General features: G+C 45.5%; 18 protein-coding genes and 1 pseudogene. 12 read left to right on the forward strand and 7 right to left on the reverse strand.

Going from position 1 to position 21,613, the window contains the following annotated elements:
* Positions 1-19 precede the first annotated feature (19 nt).
* Positions 20-721, forward strand: coding sequence for a DUF4079 domain-containing protein (locus E5S67_RS01770; RefSeq protein WP_172184889.1), 702 nt, complete (start codon positions 20-22; stop codon positions 719-721).
* A 158-nt stretch (positions 722-879) separates the two neighbouring features.
* Here E5S67_RS01770 and E5S67_RS01775 read toward each other — a convergent pair whose 3' ends face one another.
* From E5S67_RS01775 to E5S67_RS01785, 3 genes are all read right to left on the reverse strand, one after another.
* The gene (locus E5S67_RS01775) at positions 880-1,758 is read right to left on the reverse strand and encodes a carbohydrate ABC transporter permease (RefSeq protein WP_172184891.1); all 879 of its coding nucleotides are present in this window, start codon (positions 1,756-1,758) and stop codon (positions 880-882) included.
* 177 nt (positions 1,759-1,935) lie between these two features.
* Positions 1,936-3,399 (reverse strand): CIA30 family protein, encoded by a 1,464-nt coding sequence (locus E5S67_RS01780; RefSeq protein WP_172184893.1) that lies wholly within the window; start codon positions 3,397-3,399, stop codon positions 1,936-1,938.
* Between the two features lie 123 nt (positions 3,400-3,522).
* Positions 3,523-6,045, reverse strand: a complete 2,523-nt coding sequence (locus E5S67_RS01785; RefSeq protein WP_172184895.1) for an ATP-binding protein — start codon at positions 6,043-6,045, stop codon at positions 3,523-3,525.
* A gap of 491 nt (positions 6,046-6,536) precedes the next feature.
* On the opposite strand from E5S67_RS01785, the gene E5S67_RS01790 reads away from it, so the two are divergent.
* Positions 6,537-6,926: a hypothetical protein gene (locus E5S67_RS01790; protein WP_172184897.1), complete on the forward strand. Its 390-nt coding sequence runs from the start codon at positions 6,537-6,539 to the stop codon at positions 6,924-6,926.
* 124 nt (positions 6,927-7,050) lie between these two features.
* Here the strand turns inward: E5S67_RS01790 and E5S67_RS01795 are convergent, their stop codons facing one another.
* Both E5S67_RS01795 and E5S67_RS01800 read right to left on the reverse strand, forming a co-directional pair.
* The gene (locus tag E5S67_RS01795; protein ID WP_172184899.1) at positions 7,051-7,911 is read right to left on the reverse strand and encodes an Hpt domain-containing protein; all 861 of its coding nucleotides are present in this window, start codon (positions 7,909-7,911) and stop codon (positions 7,051-7,053) included.
* Positions 7,912-8,088: 177 nt separating this feature from the next.
* Entirely contained in the window at positions 8,089-9,015 is a 927-nt protein-coding gene (locus tag E5S67_RS01800) for a DMT family transporter (RefSeq protein WP_172184901.1), read from the reverse strand.
* 324 nt (positions 9,016-9,339) lie between these two features.
* Here E5S67_RS01800 and E5S67_RS01805 point away from each other — a divergent pair, with 324 nt between their 5' ends.
* Complete coding sequence (locus E5S67_RS01805) at positions 9,340-9,948, forward strand: SDR family NAD(P)-dependent oxidoreductase (protein WP_246276581.1); 609 nt, start codon at positions 9,340-9,342, stop codon at positions 9,946-9,948.
* 9 nt (positions 9,949-9,957) lie between these two features.
* Positions 9,958-10,200: a hypothetical protein gene (locus tag E5S67_RS33050; protein WP_246276582.1), complete on the forward strand. Its 243-nt coding sequence runs from the start codon at positions 9,958-9,960 to the stop codon at positions 10,198-10,200.
* Positions 10,201-10,224: 24 nt separating this feature from the next.
* On the opposite strand, the gene E5S67_RS01810 is transcribed toward E5S67_RS33050, so the two are convergent.
* Positions 10,225-11,034, reverse strand: coding sequence for a calcium-binding protein (locus E5S67_RS01810; protein WP_172184903.1), 810 nt, complete (start codon positions 11,032-11,034; stop codon positions 10,225-10,227).
* 205 nt (positions 11,035-11,239) lie between these two features.
* Here E5S67_RS01810 and E5S67_RS01815 point away from each other — a divergent pair, with 205 nt between their 5' ends.
* The 8 genes from E5S67_RS01815 (at position 11,240) to E5S67_RS01850 (ending at position 21,093) form a co-directional block, all read left to right on the forward strand.
* The gene (locus tag E5S67_RS01815; protein WP_172184905.1) at positions 11,240-12,220 is read left to right on the forward strand and encodes an ABC transporter ATP-binding protein; all 981 of its coding nucleotides are present in this window, start codon (positions 11,240-11,242) and stop codon (positions 12,218-12,220) included.
* 79 nt (positions 12,221-12,299) lie between these two features.
* Positions 12,300-13,088: an ABC transporter permease gene (locus E5S67_RS01820; protein ID WP_172184907.1), complete on the forward strand. Its 789-nt coding sequence runs from the start codon at positions 12,300-12,302 to the stop codon at positions 13,086-13,088.
* Positions 13,089-13,465: 377 nt separating this feature from the next.
* On the forward strand, positions 13,466-16,030 hold the full coding sequence (nirB, locus tag E5S67_RS01825) for a nitrite reductase large subunit NirB (RefSeq protein WP_172184909.1): 2,565 nt from the start codon (positions 13,466-13,468) through the stop codon (positions 16,028-16,030).
* A gap of 191 nt (positions 16,031-16,221) precedes the next feature.
* Positions 16,222-16,581: a nitrite reductase small subunit NirD gene (gene nirD, locus E5S67_RS01830; protein WP_172184911.1), complete on the forward strand. Its 360-nt coding sequence runs from the start codon at positions 16,222-16,224 to the stop codon at positions 16,579-16,581.
* A 216-nt stretch (positions 16,582-16,797) separates the two neighbouring features.
* Entirely contained in the window at positions 16,798-18,891 is a 2,094-nt protein-coding gene (locus tag E5S67_RS01835) for a HEAT repeat domain-containing protein (RefSeq protein WP_172184913.1), read from the forward strand.
* A gap of 72 nt (positions 18,892-18,963) precedes the next feature.
* Positions 18,964-19,206 (forward strand): DUF6753 family protein, encoded by a 243-nt coding sequence (locus tag E5S67_RS01840; protein WP_339382855.1) that lies wholly within the window; start codon positions 18,964-18,966, stop codon positions 19,204-19,206.
* Positions 19,207-19,238: 32 nt separating this feature from the next.
* Entirely contained in the window at positions 19,239-20,780 is a 1,542-nt protein-coding gene (locus tag E5S67_RS01845; protein ID WP_172184917.1) for a hypothetical protein, read from the forward strand.
* A gap of 142 nt (positions 20,781-20,922) precedes the next feature.
* On the forward strand, positions 20,923-21,093 hold the full coding sequence (locus E5S67_RS01850) for a hypothetical protein (protein WP_172184919.1): 171 nt from the start codon (positions 20,923-20,925) through the stop codon (positions 21,091-21,093).
* A 328-nt stretch (positions 21,094-21,421) separates the two neighbouring features.
* Here E5S67_RS01850 and E5S67_RS01855 read toward each other — a convergent pair.
* A pseudogene (locus E5S67_RS01855) lies at positions 21,422-21,613 on the reverse strand (pentapeptide repeat-containing protein); the annotation flags it as partial.

Here is a 21,613-nt window from a genome sequence, read left to right on the forward strand (position 1 = left end):
TTCAAGAAAAAGGTGTTGTATGGAATTTAAAGATTTTCTGGCTTTGCTGCATCCTATTTTAGCTGTAGCGATTGTTTTTCCTATGCTTGGTATTGTTCTCAATATGGCGTGGCAAACTATGCAGCGTCGCAAGCAAATTGCGATCGACACCAAGAGCAAAATTCCACCTGTTGTGGGTCAAGAACACGTCAAAGCAGGTCGAATTTTGTCAGCTTCTGTGGTAGGAGTGACGTTGTTGGGTCTAGCCTACCCGATTTTTGAGCATATTTTGAGCAAGGATGTTTGGAGCAAAAACTCGTTTCAGGTCATTTTCATCATTCTGATGTTTGTTGCTACGATCGCCTCTTTAGTGATGCTCTACCGAGCTACACCCGCTTTATGGCGCGGCATATTTGCCACCCTAACAGGTACTGGTTTGGTGATTCTTGGCACTCAAGATGGCGTTTATCGGCTAACCAATGAATGGTATTGGTCTCACTACTACATTGGCATCACCGCTGCGCTAATTATGGTTTTCTCCCTTGCCATCATTCAAGACATTTACAAAGACCGCTCAAATCGCTGGCGCACTATCCATGTGATCTTAAACTCGATCGCTGTGCTGCTCTTTCTTGGACAGGGAATGACCGGAACCAGGGATTTATTACAAATTCCTCTGAACTGGCAGAAACCCTATATTTATAGCTGTGATTTCGCCAATAAGACCTGCCCAAAGCCGTGAGCGATCGCATTACTTCGACATTCCAGCCTAAAATTAGTAGAAATTAGAGCAATAAACCCGGTTTCTGAATGTAATAAAGTCCTGGGAGCAACAGGAGTGAGAACGAGAAACCGAGTTTATGACGCCCCGATTGCGTCCGTCATAATCAGTCATAAATCTTAATCATTGCGAGTCAAACCCTGAAGGCTAACTTGCAAAATCGACAAACCCAAAATTAGCAAAAACAAAACCAGCCCGATCGTACAAGCGTAGCCAATTTCCAAATCATTAAAAGCCCGTTCGTAAAGATAATAAACAACAGTCTTAGAACTATTGCGAGGCCCGCCCTGAGTCATAATATAAACTTCTTCAAAAACCTTAGTAGCAGAAATTGCCGAAATTACCGCAACTAAAACTAAATACGGCTTCATCAGCGGCACAGTAATATCCCAGTGCTTTCCCAAACCATCAGAACCATCAATAGCAGCCGCCTCATAAAGTTCAGCCGGAATAGCTTGCAGCCCTGCCAAATAAATCACCATGTAATAGCCCAATCCTTTCCAGATAGTAACCGCCATCACGCTAAAGATTGCCAACTTCGGATTAGCCAGCCAAGAAATAGGAGGTAAACCCAACAATTCTCCCAACTGATTCAGCAGTCCAGTCTCAGCAAACAGCCACTTCCAAGCAATCCCGGCGACAACCATTGAAATCACCGCAGGCGTGTAGTATGCGGCTCGAAACCAGTTCATCCCCTTAAGTTTTTGGTTGCACAAAATCGCCATTCCCAACGGTAGAACAACCAATACAGGCACAACGCAGGTGAGATACAGCAGCGTATTCGTCAAAGTTTGCCAAAATGTGCGATCGCCCCACAACCTGTAAAAATTCTTCAAACCCACCCACTGCGGCATTTGAGTCAAATCATATTCGTAGTTGGTAAAACTCAAATAAAAAGCTTGCACCGCCGGCCACAAAACAGTCAAACTCAAAATAAATAAAGCAGGTAGCAAAAACAAATAAGGCGTCAAGTAGCGTCGGGAAAAAGTCACAGACATAAATTAGTTATTAGTTATTGGTTATTAGTTATTAGTTATTGGTTATTACTGGTTCCCAGGTCGAGCCTGGGAACCAGTAATCTCGCTTGTCTGCGGAGGCAGACTTCGTTTGTGCAGACGCGGTTTAAACCGGCGACTAATAAGGGTAAGAAACTAATCAGCCCCTACAAACAATTGTTATTTAACTCCAGAAAACAAAGCCTGCCAGTCTCCGGGAGAACTGCCATTTTCCCCCTCTTTCACCTCAAAAGTAACGTTGCAAGCTTGCGGTTGTTCCAAAGCCTCCACGCACAATTCTGCAATATCTTCCCGACTGACTTTGCCCTTAATATTGTCTCCTTGCTCGAAGATTAAAGCTTTGCCTCCCGGTTCTTCAGTCAAAGCGCAGGGTCTGACAACAGTATAAGGTATGCCGCTCGATCGCACGCAATCTTCCCCTTTCAACTTCCAAGTCAAAATCCCCCCCAACATATCATTCATCCTGACGGCAGGCGGTTCTTCTTCCAAGTTAATTCCCGGGCGGCCCGGGCGGGTAACTCCTGCCGAACTCACCATCACAAATCGCGGCAAAGTCTGTCCGCCATCAGCTTTAATAGATTCTAACTCCAGTTGAAAAATACCCGGTGTAAATTTCGGATTGAGCGCGCCGTCATATTCAAACTTGCTCAACATTAACTGAAAAGAAAAAATACTGCTGGCATCAAATTTCGAGCCATCTTTAACAGTTTTGGCGCGGAATACTGGAATTAACTCATCAAAAGGAACAGTGACAGTAATCCAGATATTGTAAACAGTATCAAACGAATAGCAATAGCCAATTCCATCCCATTTAGCTTCGCTGCGAACAATCAATTTGTAGCGCTTGCCGTCCCCTTTGACGCGCAGTTGGAGGCCGCTAAATCCTGCGAGATTAAGCGGAGGATCGAAGTTGCGGGTACGCACCGAAGCAAAGCCGCCCGAGTTGGCAGTAGAAACATTCCCTGTGAAGATAGCTGTATTGTCTGTAAGTACGATCGAACTTTCGCTGGTGCCGCCCATCACGATGTCGTCGAGGGCACCCCAAGTTTCTTTTAAATCTTGGCTGGGTTTTGTGAAGTCAAAAATTGTTTTGTCGCCTGCTTTAATTAGCTGGCTGCGAACAGCTTGGACTAAATTATTGATGCCTTTGTATTCGACTATTTCGGGAACATCCACAACTTCCGGCATATAAAATTTGATGCCTTGGTAGTATTTTTCCCGAGTTGGGGTGTCTCCTTCTACTGGTTGAACTTTGGTGCCGGTACAGCAGATAACTGCTTCTACGCCCTCGGTTACTAGCGGTGTTAGCGTCTCTGGGAGAGCGATATCTCCCTCGACTAATTCGACATTTTTGCCGAGAATTTCTGTTGCTCTTTTGGTATCTCTGACGAGGCAGCGTACTTTATATCCCCGCTGTTGCAGCCGCTTGACAACTCGCTTCCCGACGCCGCCTGTGGCACCGGCTACCAGTATCAGTTTGGGTTGGTCTTTTTTACTGTTGCTGCTGCTTCCGAACAGTTGTTGCAGCCAGCTAATGCTGCCAATGAAGGGAATGACGCCGAAATAAGCCAAGGTTTTGACAAACCTGCCGGCATCCCATTGGGCGGTTTTTTTTTCAGTCATACTCTCTTCCTCAGAATTGGCTCAAATCTACTTAGCTGCTTTTGTATTTTAATCGCATTTTCGATTTTTGAATTTGGTGGATTCCTTAGCCTTCGGGATAGCTTCGCTAGCGCGGACTTTTTTTCACTTCACAATGGGTTTGGGATGAGTTTGGTTCAAGGGAATCTCAATAATCAACTCGGTTCCCTCTCCGGGGGCTGAAATGCAAGTCAATTTGCCGCCGTGTTGTTCCACCGCAATTTCGTGGCTAATCGTCAAACCTATCCCCGCACCTTTGCCCACCGGTTTTGTGGTAAAAAACGGCTCAAATATTTTCTGGCGAACTGTTTGGGTCATGCCCCAACCGTTGTCCTCGATCCGAACTGCTACTGCTTTTTCTCCCGGACAAACTTCTGTCACGATCCGAATTTGTCCCCACTTGACGGACTCTTGTTCGCCTCCGTAGTGCGGCGATAGATTCTTGTTGACAAAAGCATCTTCTAGAGCATCAATTGCATTTGCCAGTACATTCATAAATACTTGGTTGATCTGAACTGCGTAACACTCAACCAAAGGCAGACAGCCGTATTCTTTGATGAGATGAATTGAGGGTCGATCGGGCTTCGGTTTGAGTCGGTTGCTCAAAATCAGCAAAGCGCTGTCCAATCCGTCGTGAATGTCAACGGGTTTAATCTCTGCTTCGTCAATTCTAGAGAAGTTTCGCAGCGACTGAACTATCTCGCGGATGCGGTTAGCTCCTACTTTCATTGAACCCAGCAACTTCGGTAAGTCTTCAACTATAAACTCTAATTCAACAGCTTCTATTTGTGCTTGAATTTCTGGCGAAGGCGACGGATATTGCTGGTTGTAAAGCTCCAATAAATTGATCATTTTTTGACTGTATTCGTTGGCATAGCTAAGATTTCCGTATATGAAGTTAATCGGGTTAGTGACTTCATAAGCTACCGCCGACACCAACTGTCCCAAACTTGACATTCTTTCGCTTTGCACCAATTGAGTTTGCGCCCGCTTAAGCTCGGACATCGCTGTTTTTAGATGAGCAGTTTTTTCGCGTTCTCTGGCTACTGATTCTTCTAGTGCTATATTTAATTTTTCGAGTTTGGCTACTTGGCGCAGCACTATATTAATCATTGCTTTTTTCAGTTGCAATGCAGCGTCTATTTCGCATTTTTTCCAAGGCAACGATTTGTACCTTACATTTTCTTTCCACAGCTCAAACGATTTCCGAGGAGATAGTCTCTGGCTGCGATTTTCCTCTATTTGAACTGGTTTGTTGGGGTTGCCAGCCCAATTTACTGTCTTAATTACTTCCGGGCGAAACCACAAAACATATATTTTCTGAGTCGGCGATATTGCTATGGCTAAACACCCGCTAGCCGTGTCTTTAAATTCCTCAGCTTCTGGATAGCATTTGGTCAGCGAGTCTGTATAAAATATTTCTTTATTTAAATGCTCTTGCACCCACTTAGTTAAGTATTTGAGCGATTCTTTCTGAGGTGTTTTCCCGACTGAATAGCAATTGTCTCCAAATATTATTGCTGCTCCCTGGGCGTTGACTGCTTCCAGCAAATTAGGCTGACATTTAACTAACACTTCTGACAAGTTTTCGGAGGTGGATATGTCTTCAAAAATCTTGGTTTGAATAGATTTTAAGTGTAATTTGTAGTCGTAGTCTTCGTTTCCTTCTTTTGATTGCAGTTCTAAGGACATTACTTGCCCGATAAATTCGCAGGCTGCACGCAATTCATAGTTGAGGTATCTTGGTGTATAGTGGTGGCAAGCAATCAATCCCCACAGTTTTTTGTCTTTGATTAACGAGATTGACATCGAAGCTACAACGCCCATATTTTGCAGGTATTCTATGTGAATGGGTGAAACGCTTCTCAACACGCTGAAACTGAGGTTTTGGGGCTGATTTGTAACAGCATTTTTTCCTGTAACAAGGGGGACTGGTTGATAATTAATATCTGGGATCAACCTCAGCCAATTTAACGAATACAGTTGTCTGGCTTGTTTGGGAATATCTGAACTTGGGTAGTTTAATCCCAAGAAAGGACTCAGCATTTCTGATTTGTCTTCAGCGATTACAGCGCCGTTGCCTTCGTGGTCAAATTGATAGACCATCACTCTATCAAAACCTGATATTTTTCTCACTTCTTCTACAGTTATTTGAGATAATTCCTTGAGATTTGGGGCGCTTTGAATTTTGCTGATAGTGGCTCTCACTGAATGATAAAAACTAAAAACAGAAAGATTTTCTGGGCTGGTGGCTAATTCCAACTCGACCATCAATACTTCTTCTACTCGGTGGAGGATGCAGTCAAATTCTAAATATTTACCTTTGTTTATGACAGAGAGTTTAATGGGATTAACGGTTTTTAAGTTTTCATTACACAAACAAAGCTTGAGTTTTTTTAGTTGAACTCGATTGAAGAATAAGCTCAAATTTCGACCGATCGCACTTTCTGCATCTACTCCTAACAAATCTTGCGTATTTTCGCTGGCTTGCAGTATTTCTAGTTGAGGTTCTCGTACAACAAGCAGCACCCCGTGCGGCTGAATGTGTCCCGATAGGTGAATGGGTTCTCTGTCGCAATTTGTCAAGTCAACTTCTTCGAGTGCGGGAATTGTGATTTGTCGATCCATTTTCTTTATTTTCCGCTGTAAAATTTTGAGAGGGTTCTATTGATTAGAGATTTGAGGGCAAATTGGCTTTTCCATAATCTCATATTGTTCGATCGCATAACGGCTCGAAACCTGGAGTGACGCTAGCAATCATCCGAGAATCAGCGAGTCGAAAATGATGGAGTCGAAAATCAGCCTACCGTTGTATTCCTGTTCGATCGGTGCGGGTATTCTATATATTTTACGATATTCTACGGAGTTGGCTCTTCTATACTATCGATCCCCGATGTTAATTATCGCAGCAATTGTTGCCATTCTTCAAGAAGTTTTAATGATTTTTCACAAATTTAATATTTGTCGTAAAAATTTACCTGCAGGAAAAGGGGCAGAGAAATGAGTCTCCAGAGCGGCCTACTGAGGAAAATATTAAGTTAAAGTAAGGGTGACACGATCTAAAAGTCAAGTCACGTTAAGCTCTTTAAGTATATCCAACAGGCCCGACAATTAGACTAATGCTCGACTTCAATACAGTTACTGAGTTTTCTCATACCTACTGCATAGCTATCTGTGCCTTTTTAGTTCCGGCAAACTTGCTGACTACTTTGCAGACAGCGATTTTCACAGGGCTAAAGCGACCTCGAATGCAAGTTTGGGCGTCTGTGATTGTGGCAAGCCTTTGGGCTACAGCAATGATACTTCACGTTTTTACCTGGTTCGCCATCGGGGTAGTAATGCTTCCGACATATATCTTGCTAGTTATGGCAATTACTTGTCTGGCTATTAATATCTGGGCGATCGCTCATCCTGCAAGCCTGATGCAATTAATTCGACTAGCGGTATCAGTTGTTAGGGGAGCTTTCAGAAGGAAAAAGGATTTAGTTATTTCGGAGAGAAGGATTTAGTTATCTAGGAACTCAAAAAGAATTTGGCCGGGGGTAATGTCAAAGATGTCAGGGAGAATATTGGTTTGAGAAGAAAGTTTTCCCTGGTTCCAAATCTGGGCTCACAGTCCAGATTTTTTACTACTTATTCCGGTTCGCGATCGCGACAATCTTCTGTTTCCGGGCCGCGGGGATGGATCGTGCAGTTGAGCAGGTAGCCACCGTCGCTTCTGCCGTAATAATAGCGGCATCCGGTGCAAATTGCGGGAGGTTCGATCGCCCTTTGGTAAACCGGATAATCTCGATTCGCCAGCAGCGAAAAGTCGCGCTGCGTCTGAACAGTCCCGATTATAGCGCCTGAGAGTTCGACAGCTTGGCGGATGTTTTCGATCCTGCTGTTAAGCGGCAGGTAAATGTCAATATAAAGGCGTATGCCCAAGTCTGCCTGCTCGTGGCGGGTAATAATGCCTCCGAGCAAACCGACGCGCGAGGCAATAGCCGAGGAAAATTCGCCCAGTGAAGTGCAGTAACCGGAGAAAACGTGAATGTGTTCGTCCGTACTAGCTCTGACAGTCACACGAGTGGGAATGAGCACTCTCAGGTAAGCGTCGAGTTCGTCAAAAACCGGTTCCGCGAGGGAGAGCATTTGGTTTGCGTCTTCGTGGTCGATCCCAAAACCCTTGGAAACCTTGGACACGAGCGCTGCTAAAATATCAAAAACTTCGATTAACAGCGATTGCAGCCTGCTATCAACGGCGATCGGACATTCTCGGAGCAGTTTTAAATAATCCTCCAAGCGATGGGCAATTCGCTGAATGCTGCTAAATCCCAGCATAGCGGCTCCCTCTTTAATCGACTGCGAGGCTCGGATCAGGTGGTGTATCCTTTGGGGGGGAGCTGCCACGGTGTTTTGCAGGCCCTGCAAGCCTTGTTCGATGATTTGGATGTATTCTGTGGCTTCATCGAGAAAGTAGCCGATGATGCGCTGTAGTTGTTCTGGCAGCATAATTTTATTCTCCGAAAGACCCCCGAGTATCATTAGTCATTAGTTATTAGTCATTACTCAGACATTTGATAGTTTGGAAGCGATATTTAAATGATGAGTTATTTTTGTTTTTAAGGCCTAATCAGTTTTATTCTGACTCACGGCCACTGTACTGGCAATGTTGAAAAATGTTAACTCTTAACTGTTGACTGTGATTTTTTTTGCTCCGACGGTAGCGGTTGCTACCCCCAACAGCAGCACCGCAGCACCTGCGAGTACCGTCGGCCCCGGCACTTCCCCAAAGAGCAAATAACCCAAACAACTCGCCCCAACCGGTTCAAACAAGATCGCAAGAGTTACCAGAGTTGGGGAAATTTGCACTACGGCCCAGTTCAAAATGGTGTGGCCGACTAATTGAGGCAAAGCGGCCGTTAGCAAAATATAAAAATATACAATGTGCGAATAATTAGTATAACTGGTGCCGAAGGCGAGGGGGAGAGGCAGCAGGACGATCGCAGCAACAGTATAGGCGATCGCGATATAGCCACCAATTCCTAGCCCCCGCCGCTGAGCTTCTCGGCCCAGCAGCAAATACAAGCTGACGGCCCAGGAACCAGCCAGAGCCAGGAAATCGCCCAGCAGTTGGCTGCTGCCGGCATAGGCTGCGCCCGCGCTTCCAAGGGCGATCGCCATTCCCCCAGCAAGGGCTATAGTAATGCCAACGATCGACATTTTGCTGAGTTTTTCGCCGAACCAGAAGCGCGACAACAGCGCTACCCAGACAGGATTAGTGGTGACGAGGGCAGTCGAGGCGGCGATCGAAGTATAAGAAAGTGAGGTTATCCAGAGGGCAAAGTGCAGGGCGAGACACAAACCCGCAGCAGCAGCATAGCGCCGAGCTCCCGGTTGCAGGGCGTTCCACTGAATTTTCGGCCAAGCCGGAAGCAGAATTAAAGCAGATAAACTCAGGCGAGAGGCGGCGAGTACCAGACTGAAACCGAAGCCGCCCGCACCTGCTGAAATGTTCGCCAGCCGAATTAAGATTGAGGAAGTTGAGACGGCTAAAACGCCGATAATTAACACTAGGGCGATCGACCAATTCGGCGTTTGTTTCGGAAGATTCATTTTTTAGGCATTGGGCATTGGGCATTGGGCATTGGGAAAATTAACAAAGCAATTTTCGCACAAATTATGAATAATTTCTATCCTCTTCTTTTTCTCTCCTCTTCTCTCTTCCTTCGCGACAAGAGCGCTTACGCGCCGCTTCGCTAACGCGACAAAAGCAGTTCGTTAAAAAAGCCCGATCGCGTATTATTAAAAATTGGTATAATTAAGAAAAACTATCTATATATAGTGAGCCAAAAAGCACCTTACCTCTGTTATAGTTTTAATAGCGCAGGAAACGATTTCCCCACTTAAAATTTATAACTATCTATAGATCCTACAGTTTTGATTGCAGGCGCTTCTCAAGGAAGCGGCAAAGTAACAGCAATTTTATTTGCAAGTAAAGGTTACGATGTGGTGATGGTGGCCCGCCAGCCAGAAAGATTGGCAGCAGCAGCGGCTCAAGTGCAGCGAGAAGGCACTTCCGCTGTTGCTATTGGGGGGGATGTTGGCGACATTCAACAAGTGCGCGCGATCGTCCAAAAAGCCCTATATTCCTGCGGCAGCATTGATGTTTTGGTGAACAATTCCGGCATTTGTCTCGCGGGGGCGATCGAGGAAACTACCTCCGAAGACTGGCAGCAATTAATTAATACCAATTTTTGGGGCTACGTTAACACAATTCAAGAAATTTTGCCACATTTTCTGGAACGAAAAACAGGGACAATAGTCAATGTTGGTTCCATTGGCTGCAAAATGCCTTTGTCTCAAATGACTGGTTATTGCGCTAGCAAATATGCAGTAACTGGTTTAACAGAAACTTTGCGATTGGAATTAGCGCCTCAAGGAATTCACGTTGGCGCCGTGTATCCGGGCTTGATTAACAGCGATTTTTTAGAAAGAGCTCAATTTCGCGATCGAGACGAACCCGCAGTCGAATTGCGCCGCCAATAAATGAGCCAAATGCTAAAATATGACTGGGCAACTCAGCCGGAAGATATTGCTCAAGCTATCTGGGATGCTGTGAAAAATCAGCGTGCAGAAGTTACCGTCGGCCCTGCTTTTTTGGTTGGCATCAGAAGCTTATTGGTAGTTCCCCGGTTTGATGCAGTGGGCAATGGAAAAGGGCAACAGAAGAACAGGCAAGATGCCTGTTCCACCAAAACTGAGTTTTTTTTGTGGAACGGGCATCTTGCCCGTTATTAAGAGATAATTAATCAATTAGCTGCTTCAAAGCAAAGAATTAGCATTAATAAAACGGCCGTTTAAATCGGCTGGGGTCACGTTCAACACAGTACCCAACAAAGCATTAGTAAAACCGAATCTAATATTAGTAGCTTCTACGCGGCCATTGCCATCGGGATCGAGACTTCGCTGCGAGATACCGCCCTTGGCTAACAAACTCGTTCCTCCCGATATATTTGCAGGATCGATCAGCAGCAGCCTCGGATCGTTCAAGCTATAACTTACCTGTTCTAAGGAGATATTGCTGCTGGTAAAAGCCACGCTAATTCCAATTGAATCGCTAGACTTATCAAAATCCACAATTACCGCGTCAGGAACTTCTATTCCAGCTACTCTGCTTCCCGCTTGATCGACTCGAACAACAAAGACATCGCTCCCCCCACCACCTTGGTAAATATCCACCTCTCTGTCGCCAATTAAAGTATCGCTGCCTTCACCGCCAACTAACAAATCAACACCTTGTCCACCGCGCAGCAAATCATTTCCCGCACCGCCATTAAGGAAATCGCTATTTCTATCTCCTGTCAAGAAATCCTCGCCAGTTTCTCCTAACACATCGTCATCATCTTTGCCACCGTAAATAGAATCACTGCCGACACCGCCTAACAGACTGTCTTTACCATCGTTGCCGAAAATCCGTTCTGCATCTGACGATCCCCTGACAGTATCATTGCCGCCCAGCATCCAAACTCCCCCAGGAAAACTAGCAAGTTGCCCTGGTGCCAGTGTAATATTTTCAGAAGAATTGTCTCCTACCAAACGAGAGATGTCTGAATTATCTGGGGTGAGTACCATAGTTGTATAGTTGTAAAGTTTGTGCGATGCGATGGTGGATATTTTGCAATATTCTACAGCTTAGTACGGTGTGCCAGAACACAGTTACTTTATCTGAGCGATCGAGCAATCGCTGGCGCACCCTACTAGACAGCTCTATGGATTCATCTTGGCACAAGCCTGATGGAAGTATCCTAGATTAAAATAAAAGTTAAAATTTGAGCCGATGCCAATTATCTTAGTTGAAGACTTGAGCAAAGTTTATCCGGTAGCGATTAAAGAACCGGGACTTAAAGGAACAGTGCGGCACTTTTTTAACCGCACTTACCGCAATGTCAAAGCTGTTGAGGGCGTTTCTTTTAGTATTGAACCTGGGGAAGTGGTGGGGTTTCTCGGCGCTAACGGTGCGGGCAAAACTACTACGCTGAAAATGCTGACTGGTTTGATTTATCCGTCTGTTGGTACTGTGAGAGTGTGCGATCGTACTCCTTTCCGTCGCGAAGCAGATTTTCTCCAAAGAATCACGTTAGTGATGGGACAGAAACAGCAGTTAATTTGGGATTTACCAGTGCTTGACTCTCTGCGAATCAATGCCGCTGTCTACGGCATTCCCGATAAAGATTATCGGCGGCGAGTCGGAGAATTGACAGAGATGCTGTCGCTAGAAGGCAAGTTAAATCAGGCGGTGCGCAAGCTTTCTTTAGGCGAACGCATGAAAGCTGAATTGATGGCGGCGCTGCTGCATCAGCCGGAGGTATTATTTTTAGATGAACCGACTTTAGGTTTGGATATAAACGCACAGTTTAGCGTCAGGCAATTTCTGCGAGAATATAACGATCGCTATCAAGCAACGGTGCTGTTGACGAGCCACTACATGGCTGACATTACTGCTTTGTGCAAGCGCGTTTTGTTAATCCATGAAGGTCAATTAGTTTATGATGGCAGTTTGGACGGATTGCTCGACAGGTTTGCACCTTATCGAGAAGTTCAGGTAGAATTAGCCCATCCGCTGTCAAAAGATAGCGCTTTTGGTTACGGGGAGGTAGAATCAATTGAGGGAAACTCAGTACGTTTTTTGGTCAAAAGGGAAGAGCTGACGGTGAGCGTGGCGAAGATTTTGGCGGACTTGGACGTGATAGATTTGACTGTTACCGATCCGCCAATTGAAGAGGTAATAGGTCGAGTTTTTCGCACGGGAAAAGTGTAGCATAATTCACGCATAAATTCTATTTGTATGGTGCGCATTGCGCACCTTAATGTTGACCCATTAAAAAACTAAGATTGACATGAAACGATTCATCAAAATTGCTAAAACTTTGCTAGTTACCTACTACGCTTATATGCTCGAATACCGGGCAGAATTGTTGTTGTGGGCGCTGTCGGGAGCTTTGCCATTTATCTTGATGGGTGTCTGGATGCAGGCGGCCGAAACTGGTCAATTTGGGCTGAAGGCGATCGACTTTGCCCGTTATTTTTTAGCCACTTTCATTGTCAGGCAAATAAATGTAGTTTGGGTAATTTGGGAGTTTGAAAAGGAAGTAGTGCAAGGCAGGCTATCTAATAGATTGTTGCAGCCTCTCGATCCCGTATGGCACCACTTTGTATCTCACGTTTCCGAAAGGTTTGCGAGGCTGCCGTTTGTATTCGGATTAGTGCTGCTGTTTTTTGCACTTTACCCGCAGGCTTTTTGGCTGCCGAGTTTGGGCAGGTTTTTGCTGTTTTTGTTGGTTGTCGTTTTGGCTTTTTGCTTGCGGTTCCTGATACAGTATACCTTTGCGCTGTTTGCTTTTTGGCTGGAAAGGGCAAGTGCGATCGAACAATTTTGGCAGTTGATGTACCTGTTTTTATCGGGAGTTATCGCGCCGCTAGAAGTGTTTCCCGCACCCGTGCGCGAAGTAGTTTTGTGGACCCCGTTTCCTTATTTGATTCATTTTCCCGCTTCCATCTTGATCGGATTACCCGTAGATGTGGGCCGCGGTTTGTTGATGATGCTGGGTTGGGGTGCGGTGTTTTTTGTGTGGAATCGCTGGCTTTGGCGGCAGGGTTTGAAGCAGTATTCCGGCATGGGAGCTTAAATAATAATTAAAAATTAGAAAACTGTAAGCTGCGTCACAGTAAGATGTTAATCGTTTTGTAAAAAACACTTACTTGACGCACCCTACTTAACTGCGCAGTAAATCTCAAATCTCAAATCTCAAATCTCAAATCTCAAATCGACTGACGCACCCTACTTAACTGTGGAGTAAATCTAAAATTTAAAATCTCAAATCTCAAATCTCAAATCGACTGGCGCACCTACTTAAGCCGATCGCAGAGATCATGCAAAAATGCAATCGAGATTATTCGACAACTGCATAAACATCCCTTTTTTGTATCTATAAGTACAAAATTTTACCATCAAGTCTTATATTAATAAACCCAACGACTGATAAACGGGATAAAAGAGATTCTAATGACAGCCAAAAAAAACCTCATTGTAATCGGCAATGGCATGGTAGGTCACAAGTTCCTAGAGTTAATGGTCAACTCAGATGCTGCCACACACTGGAATTTAATTACTTTCTGTGAAGAACCGCGCGTTGCTTACGATCGCGTAAACCTCAGCGGATTTTTCTCTGGCAAAACAGCGGGAGATTTATCTTTAGTTGCACCTGGATTTTATCACACAAATGACATAAAGCTTCACATCGGCGACAAAGCAGTAGCCATCAATCGGGAACAAAAAACAGTCTCTTCAGCCAATGGTTTAGAAGTTCCCTACGACAAAATTGTTCTGGCCACCGGTTCCTATCCATTTGTACCGCCCATTAAAGGCAAAGACGCTACAGGGACTTTTGTTTACCGGACAATTGACGACCTGGAAGCGATGTCAGATTACGCTAAAAATTGCAAAATTGGTGTAGTAATTGGCGGCGGTTTGTTAGGTCTAGAATGTGCTAACGCTCTCCAAAATATGGGCTTAAAAACTCACGTTGTTGAGTTTGCATCGCGGCTGATGCCCGTGCAAGTTGACGAGGTTGGCGGTGCGATTCTCCGCAGCAAAATAGAAGAGTTGGGGGTTTCGGTTCACACCAGCAAATCTACAACAGAAATTGTTAGCGAAGATGGCAGAGTTACTAAAATGCTGTTTGCTGACGGTTCGGAATTAGCAACAGATATGATTGTCTTTTCTGCTGGCATTCGCCCCCGTGACGAAATTGCCATAAGTTGCGGTATAGAAGTAGGAGAACGCGGTGGCATAGTCATAAATGATAGCTGCCAAACCTCCGATCCTGACATTTATGCGATCGGAGAATGCGCGCTTTATCAAAATCGTATATACGGCTTAGTTGCGCCTGGGTATACAATGGCAAGCGTAGCGGCAGATATTTTGAGCCGTGCAGCGGATGACGGGCAAGATGCCCGTCCCACAAGCAATTTTACAGGTGCGGATATGTCCACTAAACTCAAACTTTTGGGGGTGGATGTTGCTAGTTTTGGAGATGCTTTTGCTAAGTCCGCAGATGCTAAAGAAATTGTTGTTGCTGACACTTTCCAAGGCATTTACAAAAAATTAGTTTTAAATCAAGACGGCAGCCGCATTTTAGGCGGAATTCTCGTAGGAGATGCCTCGGCTTACGGCACTTTGCTGCAATTCATGCAAAATGAAATTGCTCTGCCGCCACATCCTGAAGATTTGTTAATGCCACCGCGATCGGGCGGAGTACCTACTGGCTTGGGTGTGGACAGTTTGCCGGATTCGGCTCAAATTTGTTCTTGCAATAATATCAGTAAAAGGCAGATTTGTGAAGCGATTCGCGATCGCAATTTAACTGATGTCCCCAGCGTCAAAAAATGCACTCAAGCTGGTACGGGCTGCGGCGGCTGCGTGCCTTTGGTGACGGATATCTTCAAGTCGGAGATGAAAAAAGCTGGCTTCACCGTCAAAAATCATCTCTGCGAACATTTTGAATATTCCCGTCAAGAATTGTACCATTTGGTGCGTTCTCAAGAGATTAAAACCTTTGAGGAATTGATTGAAAGACACGGCAAAGGTAAGGGTTGCGAAATTTGCAAGCCTGCTGTTGGTTCGATGCTGGCTTCTACTTGGAATGACCATATTTTAGAGAAGTATCACGTCGGTTTGCAAGATACGAACGATTACTTTTTGGCAAACATTCAGCGAGACGGTACTTATTCGGTGGTACCCCGAATACCGGGGGGAGAAATCACGCCGGATAAGTTGATTGTTTTGGGGGAAGTTGCTAAGGATTTTGGGCTTTATACTAAGATTACTGGCGGACAACGGATTGATTTGTTTGGGGCTCGGGTGGATCAATTGCCCCATATTTGGCGTCGGTTGATTGATGCGGGATTTGAGTCGGGACACGCTTACGGTAAGGCTCTGCGTACTGTAAAATCTTGTGTTGGTAGCACTTGGTGCCGCTTTGGGGTGCAGGATTCTACGAGTTTGGCGATCGAAGTTGAATTGCGGTATCGCGGTTTGCGATCGCCCCACAAGCTCAAATCTGCTGTCTCTGGCTGCACTCGCGAATGCGCGGAAGCTCAAAGCAAAGATTTTGGGATAATTGCGACGGAGAATGGTTGGAATTTGTATGTGTGCGGCAACGGCGGCATTAAGCCGCAGCACGCGGTTTTGCTGGCGACGGATATCGATAAGGAAACTTTGATTAAGTATATCGATCGATTCTTGGTTTTCTACATCCGCACGGCAGACAGATTGGAACGCACTGCTACTTGGTTTAACAAGCTTGAGGGCGGAATTGAATACTTAAAACAGGTGATTGTTGAGGATTCTCTGGGCATTTGTGCTGAGCTGGAAGCGCAGATGGAACATTTAGTGAATACTTATCAATGCGAGTGGAAAACGACGATTGAAGACCCACAAAAGGTGCAGCGGTTCCAGCATTTTGTGAATTCCGATTTGCCCGATCCGAGTATTGTTCGTGTTGCGGAACGGGGACAAACGCGGCCTCCTTACGAATATGAAAAGGCTCTGGCTGGAGTTTCGGAATAACCCCTCCCCAGCCCTGCCCTTGAATCAGGGGAGGGAGCAAAATTTAATCTCGTTCAATCTCGTTCCCAGGCTCTGCCGGGGAATGAATTCCCGGAGGCTCTGCCTCCTCGATCCGTCAGGCAAAGCCTCGAAACCTACGTTCCCAGCCGGAGACTGGGAACGAGATTAAAGTAAATTAACAGGAAAAGAAGATGGTTCAATCATTACAAGTTTCGGATACTGTGACTACTTGGGTAGATGTGTGTTCTCTGGATGCGATCGCCCCGAATACGGGAGTTTGCGCTTTAGTTGCAGGGGAACAAGTGGCAGTTTTCCGAGTGGGAAACGGGGATGAAGTTTATGCGCTTAGCAATTACGACCCGTTTAGCAAAGCTTTTGTGTTGTCGCGGGGACTTGTGGGCGATCGCAGCGGCACTTTGAAAGTTGCTTCTCCGATTTACAAGCAGAATTTTAGCTTGGCTACGGGTCAGTGTTTGGACGATGAAACGGTAAAAATTCCGACTTTTACGGTTCGGGTGGCAGCAGATCGCGTCCAAGTAGCTGTTAGCTAGATTGCGCTGCTCAATTTTTCGATCGCCATCCGCCAATACCTAACATTCCTGTGGGTAGGGGCGGATTTTGCATGAGGATGCAACCGAGCAAGTAGTTTTGGTATAAAATGGAGTCGATCGGCGACCTACTCCAGGAAAGCTTAAGAAACTCTAAACTAATACTGGATCTGGTTTCGGATTTTTAATGCAAACAAACTCGATGGGCAGGATATCGGTATGTTCTTAAAAAAACTTGTTTCCGAAAATAATCCCCAGACAGTGGCAGAGTTAATCCACGCGCAACTCAAAATCGGTCTACTGACTTGGAGCGAACTCAACACACAAGTTTTCTGCCAGCACTGGCGGGACGAATCTTTGCACGAAGTTCTGAGAGAAATTGCAGCCAAGCTCGACAAAGAAACAGCCAGCGAAATTATAGAATATTTGACAGCTCAAAACGGTCAAGAAGAAAAATTTATTAATTTGTTTTTAGCAGCGCAATGCCTGTTAAAAGTTAAAAATGGCGTAAAAAAAACAACAGAAAAAAAACTGTTAAAGGCTTTAAAAAAGTTATCGCAATACGGCACGGGTTTTCTGATTCTTTATCAAAGCGCTCAAGAATGGCAGGAAACTTATCAAATTCGCGATCGATCGATCGCCGCGATCGCCCAAACTTGGAAAAACGACCCGCAAACTCTGCCCTGGCTGAAAATACTCGCTCACTCCAGCGATTGCGGCGAAGTCCGGGCCACAGCAGTCGGAGCAATAGCCCGCGGTTGGCCAGACCAGCCAGAAATTTACCTGATGCTCAAAAACCTCGCCCAATCCGATCGAAGCTGGGCAGTGCGATCGACCTGTGTGCGAGAAATGGCTTGTGGTTGGCCAGACACGAGCGATACCTTGCCGCTGCTGACTGCCTTGGCTCAGTTCGATCAAAGTCCCGCAGTCCGCACCGCAGCACTGGAAGAGTTAGCCTCTAATTGGCCCGATCGCACAGATACCTTACTGTTGCTGAGAACCGCCGCCGAATACGACGAAAATTTGGGAGTGCGAGTCGCAGCGTGGCAAGAAATAGCCAGACGTTGGCACAGCGTTTTAGGCACGGCGTCCCTGCTCCAAAACCTTGCCCAGACAGGAAGTTCTATCCTGCGAACAGTAGCGGTGCGGGAGTTGGCAGCGGGCTGGCCCGCCGCGGCAGACGTTTGCCTGCTGCTGAAAACCCTAGCCGAATCCGACAGCAGCAAAGAAGTGCGGACAGCAGCCTTAGAAGAATTAGCCTCTCACTGGCCCGGCGAACCAGACATTTACCCGCTGCTCAAAAATCTCGCCGAGTCCGACGAGAGTTCCAGCGTCCGGCGGTCAGCAGTGGAAGCAATTGCCTCTGGCTGGCCCTTGAACCCCGAAACTCTAACTTTTTTGAAAAATATAGCATTGAGCGATCGCGACGCCGACCTGCGAGAAATAGCCCTACAACAGATAGCCGCAGGTTGGCCCGACCACCCAGAAACCCTGCCCCTGCTGCAAAAAATAGCTGATTCCGAGGATTACTGGACTGTGCGGCAAGTAGTAGTGGAAGCTGTCGCCGCACTGCCGTCAGCAAGTCTCGAAGTCTTTGCCTGGTTGCAAAATCTCGCCGAGTCAGACAGACACCTGAACGTCCGAGAAACTGCCGTGGAAGAGATAGCAAGACGCTGGTCTCAGCGGGGCGAGACGCTGCCTTTCCTCAAAAGCCTGGTCGAGTCTGAGCAGGATTCTCACTTGCTGAGCGTGCTGGTGCGGGAAATAGCGCGGCGATGGCTAGACGAGCCGGAAACCTTGCCGTGGCTGAAAATTCAGCTTGATTCTGGGGAAGCGCTGGTGCGGCAAGCTGCCGTGCAGGAAGTCGCTCGCAACTGGCTTTCGGGTGCTGAAACTTGGAGGATGCTGGAGGCTAAAGCACAGGGCGATGAGAGTCCCGCTGTCAGGCAAATCGCTTTGCAAAAGTTAGCCCGGGGGTCGACAAATCAGTCTCAAACTTTCGAGTGGCTGAAAATTAGAGCTCAAGAGGATGAAGATTCGCAGGTGCGGGCGATCGCCCTGGTAGAGTTAATGCGGGGATGGAAAGACGAGCCGGGAATGTTTGAGTTTTTGCGCGATCGAGCTTTGAGCGATGTTGACAGTCAAAACGGTTCTTTTCCTTACAATCCCAGGTTTACAGCACTCGAAGCGATTATCGAACATTATCCCGAAAATCCGGGAGTTGTGCCGTTGTTGCGATCGCTTGCAGTCTCCGACACCGACGAGCAAGTGCGGTCCTTAGCGGGTCGCCACCTGCGCAGCCAAGACTGGTAAACAGAAACAATCCTTTAGACATCTGGTGAAAATTAATCATGCGTGATCTTCCAGCCTTGCTAAATAGTTAGCGTGCGATCGCCCTTCCTTGTCTACATTTTTTCTGGAGATGTCTATTTGACTCATGAGCCGACGGAGGCTTTGCGGTGGGTGAGTAACGCTGAGCGAAAGTTCGATCGGAATTTGATGAAGTGGAATTCGGATAGCCTTGTTAATTTAGAATGTAAAAAAGATGTTCAGCGTTTGGGCGTGACTCTGGAAGTTGCGGGGCGTGCATCTACGCCGGGATTCTGCTGTATGAAGAAGTTACTTTAAATCCTTTAAAGAATATGCGTAACATTGGTCGGATGGGAGAAAGTATTTTTAAATACTGGTGTGACTCTGTTGGATTGATAGCAAATAGTTGCCAAGTTGATGAGAGAGGATGGGATTTCTTTGTAGAATTCCCTCGTGATTCGAGTAGTGTATTACTAAGAGATATGCTACCAACACCAATAGAGTGCAAAATTCAAGTCAAGTCAACCGATGTCAAAAGCAAAAAAGAAGATATAAAATTATCAAACTTGGCAACCTTAATTAAGGCACCAATCCCTGTGTTCTTTTGCTTTATTGAGTTTGATGGTAAGAATGAAGCGCAAGCAGTTTACTTGGTTCATGTTGGCAAAGATATCATTGAGAAAACCTTAAAAAGAATTAGAAAATTAGATAAACAAAAGCCGACAGAGAGATTAAATAAACCTACAATAGAGATTTTCTATAGAATAGATAATCAATTGCCTGAAATAACAGGCGAAAGCCTAAAGAAAGCCATTGAGAAACATATTCTTCCAGGCACTTTAAACCAGTATATATCAGATAAAAATGAATTATTAAATACACTTGGCTTTGAGGATGGTAAAGGAGAATTTACTTTTACAAGGTCTGGGAGCGATCCTGTTGGTGAAATGGTTGATCTATCATTAGGTCTTCGCCAGGAAGTTAATATAGATAAGAGTATTGGTTATCATAAAAGATTTGGAATTTTGTATGAAAATCAGAAGTTAAGCTCTGAGGGAGCTATTCTACGTATCGAAGCTAAACCAGAGCCAGGAGTTCTTAAATTTAAAAAAGATGATTTTTCTCCCGAGTTAGTATTGAGTGCTGACTTATATCTTTCTGATTTTTTTGGTAAGTCGTTGCCGGAGAAATATCGCAAGATTAGAGTTAAGTCTACAATGTTTGAACTTATCCTTGAGCCGTTAAATGGCGAACGAAAATATTCATTTCCTTGCCCAGATGTGCGGCGGCGAAATTCTCTTAATGAACTAAAAAGTTACTTAAAGGTGTTGACCTTACTTAAAAAAGCATCTCATCCTTTAGTTTTAGAAGTTAGTGATAAAGCAAAAAAACGCACCCCTTTTTCCTTCAAGATTAGTGTTAGTGATGAGATAGACGATTGGTCTGATGTTTATAATATTGTTGAAATGGCTTCATCGATATGCGAAAAATTATCTATCTCAGAAAGTGATGTTTTAGTAAGTATTAGTGAGTTAATGCAGACCCAACACTCTCTTGAGAATCTTTATCGAATTTTGGATGCAGATCCTACAACTGTCCACATAAATTTCGCTGCTAATCCGGAAGAGTATGAGCAAGGTGATCGATTGGCGTGTACCTCTTCTGTAATGACAACTATTGGAAGCAAGACGATCAGATTTTTTCTGGCAGTAGTGGGTTCTATATCTTTGGTGAACCAAGCTCAATATAGATTAATTGCGGAGGATAAAGTTTTCCGAAATAAATTAGTGACCGTTGAGGGTGAGGTGATAGAAAAAAGTGCAATCGATAGAAAATTTGACGAATTTGAAAAAGAATTACAAAGGATGGGGTTCGCAACAATTAGAATTTAGAATAACGCAAAAAAGTCCTCCGCAGCGGTAATATAGGTGCAGAGGAAGTGGGAAGACGAACGCTTTTTCTGCGAATACCAGGGAGAGCGATTCTTGCACAATTAGCGATAGTTACCATAGAATTAGTTAATCAGATTTAGTAATGAAGTACCTACTCCATACAGTTTCCAAACCAGTCTCAGGTAGCGAAGTTCAGAAACTTGCCCGTGCCCTTAAGAGTGGCGGTTATGTTGCAAATGAAGCTGCTTTAGATTTAGCTAAACGGATTGTCGCTCGTCGCTATCGTCGGAAAGCTGTTAATGCCACCAAGTAGTAAGTTTGCTGGAGTTGATTTTTCCGACCTGCCTGTCAAACAAAGATCGCGATCGGACGCCGTTTTCTCCCACGTGATATCATGTCCGGTCGAGCGACCGCGATTTTTGTAGGGGCTCCCCTCACCAACAATACCTGCCAATAATTGACCCTCTCAAAAACCCGCCCAGACCGGAATATTATGGTTAATTGATCGGACATGATATGAGCAACTGTGCCCGAAACACCGGGTCTTGCTTGCCCCGCTGCACGATGCTTGCAATTTCCGACGCAGAAGAGCAAATGCCGGCTTTAGCGGGTCGCCGGCTTCAAGTGTTAACAATTAACTGTTAATAATCGATCAAAAGGGTGATAGCATACCGCACCGCTTCCCCCATCATCGAACAGCGAACGCGATCGGACGCCGTTTTTTCCCACGCGAGCAACTGTTCCCGAAACACCGGGTCTTGCTTCGCCCGCTGCACGATCGCCTGACTGATGACTTTCTTTTGAATCTGCTCTGTTGGGATACCTTGCTGCTT

The organism is Microcoleus asticus IPMA8, assembly GCF_013179805.1.
Taxonomy (GTDB): domain Bacteria; phylum Cyanobacteriota; class Cyanobacteriia; order Cyanobacteriales; family Microcoleaceae; genus Microcoleus; species Microcoleus asticus.

Coding starts and splice junctions, on each gene's coding strand:
- E5S67_RS01775 (WP_172184891.1), bottom strand. CDS start 1,758: ATGTCTGTGACTTTTTCCCGACGCTACTTGACGCCTTATTTGTTTTTG.
- E5S67_RS01785 (WP_172184895.1), bottom strand. CDS start 6,045: ATGGATCGACAAATCACAATTCCCGCACTCGAAGAAGTTGACTTGACA.
- E5S67_RS01815 (WP_172184905.1), top strand. CDS start 11,240: ATGCCAATTATCTTAGTTGAAGACTTGAGCAAAGTTTATCCGGTAGCG.
- E5S67_RS01835 (WP_172184913.1), top strand. CDS start 16,798: ATGTTCTTAAAAAAACTTGTTTCCGAAAATAATCCCCAGACAGTGGCA.
- E5S67_RS01820 (WP_172184907.1), top strand. CDS start 12,300: ATGAAACGATTCATCAAAATTGCTAAAACTTTGCTAGTTACCTACTAC.
- nirD (WP_172184911.1), top strand. CDS start 16,222: ATGGTTCAATCATTACAAGTTTCGGATACTGTGACTACTTGGGTAGAT.
- E5S67_RS01770 (WP_172184889.1), top strand. CDS start 20: ATGGAATTTAAAGATTTTCTGGCTTTGCTGCATCCTATTTTAGCTGTA.
- E5S67_RS01850 (WP_172184919.1), top strand. CDS start 20,923: ATGAAGTACCTACTCCATACAGTTTCCAAACCAGTCTCAGGTAGCGAA.
- E5S67_RS01780 (WP_172184893.1), bottom strand. CDS start 3,399: ATGACTGAAAAAAAAACCGCCCAATGGGATGCCGGCAGGTTTGTCAAA.
- E5S67_RS33050 (WP_246276582.1), top strand. CDS start 9,958: ATGCTAAAATATGACTGGGCAACTCAGCCGGAAGATATTGCTCAAGCT.
- E5S67_RS01795 (WP_172184899.1), bottom strand. CDS start 7,911: ATGCTGCCAGAACAACTACAGCGCATCATCGGCTACTTTCTCGATGAA.
- E5S67_RS01845 (WP_172184917.1), top strand. CDS start 19,239: ATGGGAGAAAGTATTTTTAAATACTGGTGTGACTCTGTTGGATTGATA.
- E5S67_RS01810 (WP_172184903.1), bottom strand. CDS start 11,034: ATGGTACTCACCCCAGATAATTCAGACATCTCTCGTTTGGTAGGAGAC.
- E5S67_RS01790 (WP_172184897.1), top strand. CDS start 6,537: ATGCTCGACTTCAATACAGTTACTGAGTTTTCTCATACCTACTGCATA.
- nirB (WP_172184909.1), top strand. CDS start 13,466: ATGACAGCCAAAAAAAACCTCATTGTAATCGGCAATGGCATGGTAGGT.
- E5S67_RS01800 (WP_172184901.1), bottom strand. CDS start 9,015: ATGAATCTTCCGAAACAAACGCCGAATTGGTCGATCGCCCTAGTGTTA.